This is a genomic window from Salinispora sp. H7-4 (genome assembly GCF_013416675.1).
Taxonomy (GTDB): Bacteria; Actinomycetota; Actinomycetes; order Mycobacteriales; family Micromonosporaceae; genus Micromonospora; species Micromonospora vitiensis.
The window spans coordinates 21,658-25,138 of sequence record NZ_JABZED010000008.1; the positions used below are offsets into that span (position 1 = coordinate 21,658).

The window sequence follows — 3,481 nt, forward strand, 5'->3', positions numbered from 1 at the left end:
AAACAGGACCAACTCGCCAGGTTCTCCAGCGCCGGACCCCTCGCTCGCACCGGCGCACTCAAGCCCGACCTCACCGCCCCGGGCGTCGCCATCAACGCCGCCCGCTCCCAACACAGCACCGGCGACGGCATGTACCAAAGCCTCGACGGCACCTCCATGGCCACCCCACACGTCGCCGGAGCCGCCGCCATCCTCACCCAACAACACCCCAACTGGACCGGCCAACAACTCAAGAACGCCCTCATGAGCAGCACCCAGGGCCTAGCCGACACCTACAGCGCATACCAGGTCGGCGCCGGCCGCCTCGACGTAGCAGCAGCGGTAAACAGGACCGTGCAGGCCACCGGCTCAATGTTTTTCGGCTACTTCGACTGGCCACACCAACCCACCGACACCCCCGTCACCAAGGCGGTCACCCTCACCAACACCAGCACCACCCCCGTCACCCTCGACCTAGCCACCACCGGCAACAACGCATTCACCCTCAACACCCCCACCGTCACCGTGCCCGCCAAAGGCCAGATCGACGTCCCGGTAACCGGCGACCCAACGACAGCCGATATCGGCCAACACACCGGCTACCTCATCGGCACCAACCCCACCACCGGTGAAACCATCACCCGCACCAGCCTCGGCCTCATCAAAGAAGACGAGCGCTACGACCTCACCATCAAACTCCGCGACCGCAACGGCGAACCCACCAGCGCGACCGTCCTGCTAAACAAGGCCGGGGAAAGGTTCGCCGGAAGCGTCGCCGTCGACGGTGAGCGAACCCTGCGCCTCGCACCCGGGACCTACACCCTGAACAGTGACTTCGACGTTGCGGGTGAACGGGCTGACTCCCTCGGCCTCGCCCTGCTGGTCGCCCCAGGGATCGTGCTCGACAAACCAACCGAGGTAACGCTGGACGCCAGCCAGGCCCGGCTACTCGACACCACCGCCCCCCAACGCACCGAAAACCGACAGCGCACTCTCACCTACGCCGTCGACTACCCCAACGCCGACCGCTTCCGTTTCGCCTACCGAATTCCGATTTGGTACGACGACCTGTACGTCCTGCCGACGGAGAAGCCCGCCGAGAGCGCGTTCACGCTGGGGGCCCGGTGGCGTAAAGGTGAGCCGGTCCTGAGCCTGCGCGCCTTCGGCCTGCTCCCCATCGACGCCCGGGCCCAAGCCGGCAGCACCATCACCACCGGCGCCCAATGGCTACGCCCCGTCTACGCCGGCACCGGCACCCCCGAGGACTACGCCAACGTCGACGTCGAAGGCAAAATCGCCGTCATCACCCGCAGCGACGACATCAGCGCAGCCGACCGGGCCGCCGCCGCAGCCGCCGCCGGAGCCGAACTCCTCCTGATCGTCAACGACAAGCCCGGAGTCCTCTCCGAATGGGTCGGCGAATCACCCATCCCCGTCGCCAGCGTCCACCGCGACATCGGCAACGTTCTGACCACACTCGCCAAGCACGGCATGCCGCCACTGAAGGTCACCCAGAAGGAGTACGCCGACACCATCTATGACCTGAACCAGGCATGGTCAGAGCAGGTGCCGGACCAGCCCCTCACCTACCACCCCAGTCACCAGGACCTGGCCCGAATCGATGCTCGCTACCACGCCGTCCAGGACACCACTGGTGGGGGCTATCGCTACGACCTGACCCTCATCCCCGCAGTCGGGTCCCCCGAGCGCGAGCAGCACCCCGGCACCCGCACCGAATGGGTCACCCCAGACACGGAGTGGCACGAAACCCACGCACAGGGCGACTGGGAGGACCGGGCGTTCACCGACACGTACGCCAAGGGCACGACCACCAAGGTGGACTGGTTCGCCCCCGCCGTCCGGCCCGCCTTCGGCCGCGGCTACAGCGTCAGCAACAGCCGGTACCAGGACACCATGCTCCTCAACGTACAGTCCTGGAGCCCTTCGGGCAGCCAGGTCGAACACGCCGGAAACATGCAGTACGGCTCGGTGCCGACCAACATGAAGCTCTACCAGGGTGACACCCTGCTGCACGAGAACACCATCGGTGCGTACCTGCCAAACAAGGAGGTGCCGGCCGGGACGCTGCCGTACCGGCTGGTGTTGGATGCGTCGCGCTCAGCAGAGGAGTGGCGGCTGTCGACCCGTACCCACACCGAGTGGGACTTCATCTCCAGCACCAACGAGGCTGACCGACACGCCCCGGAACCGCTCACCCTGCTGCAGCTCGACTACGAACTGAAGACCGACCTGCGAGGCGACGTCGAAGCCGGCACCCGCCAAGACATCAGCATCACCCCCAAGCCACAGCCCGGCGGCTCCGGCACCGGCACCATCACCGCAGTAGAACTTGAGGTCTCCTACGACGACGGCACCACCTGGCAACCCGTCACCCTCACCCCGGGCGACAACAACCGCCACACCGGAACACTGAAACTGCCGGCACAACCCGACGGCTTCATCTCCGTACGCGCCGCCGCCGAAACCGACACCGGCTTCGCCATCCGACAAGAACTCATCCGCGCCTACGGCCTACGCTGACCAAAACCGGGAGGGGTCCCCGGACCGAGCACGCTCCGGGGACCCCGCCGGGCCCCCTTGTCGGGGTTGGAGAGGCCACAGCCGAACCGAACGCAGACGACCGTACGGCATGCCACGGGAGCTGGCCCTCGTCCCGTGGACCGAGACACCCAGCAGCGGCGCCACCGTCACCCGGTGGCGAAGTAGCGCCGTGGCGGCTACCCGCCCGTCTCCAACGGTTCACCTGATCGACCAAAATGGGTAGAACCTAGCCCATGTCTTCGTATCCAGGACCCTTCGCCGCTGGCGGGTCACGCCGGCGGCTGATCGCCGCCGTCGTGGCAGCCGGGATGATCGCGGCCTCCGCCGCCGCGATCCATCCCACCGCCGCGACCGCCGGCCCACCCCCCTCAGCCTCGATCGCGACACCCGCGGGCACGGTAACGGGCACACACACCGTCACCCTGCTCACCGGCGACGTCGTCACCGTCCGGACCCTCACGGGCGGCAAAACCATCGCCGAGGTCGACCAGCCCGACGACGCCACCGGCGGCTTCAGCGTCCAACAACACGGCGACGACCTCTACGTCCTGCCCGACGAGGCGATGCCACTCCTGACCGACGACCGACTCGACCAGCGACTGTTCAACGTCACCGACCTCATCGACATGGGCTACGACGACGCCCACACCACCCAGATACCCCTCATCGCCACCTACCCCGACACCACCACCCGCACCACCACCGCACCGGCCGGTACCACGCTCGTCCACGACCTACCCGCCATCAACGGCCACGCCCTCACCGCCGACAAGAAAGACACCCGTACCCTCTGGACCACCCTCACTGCCGGATCCAGTCAGACCCGGGCCAGCGGCGTAACCAAGCTTTGGCTCGACGGCCAGGTAGCCGGCACCCTCGCCGACAGCGTCCCCCAGGTCGGCGCCCCCGAGGCGTGGGAGGCCGGCTACGACGGCGACGG

General features: G+C 67.5%; 1 protein-coding gene and 1 pseudogene. Both read left to right on the top strand.

Going from position 1 to position 3,481, the window contains the following annotated elements; all coding sequences use genetic code 11:
- A partial coding sequence (locus H0524_RS10475) for a S8 family serine peptidase (RefSeq protein ID WP_180198486.1) occupies positions 1 to 2,520 on the top strand: 2,520 nt, incomplete at its 5' end.
- A 254-nt stretch (positions 2,521 to 2,774) separates the two neighbouring features.
- Positions 2,775 to 3,481 (top strand): annotated as a pseudogene (locus H0524_RS10480) (peptidase S8); the annotation flags it as partial.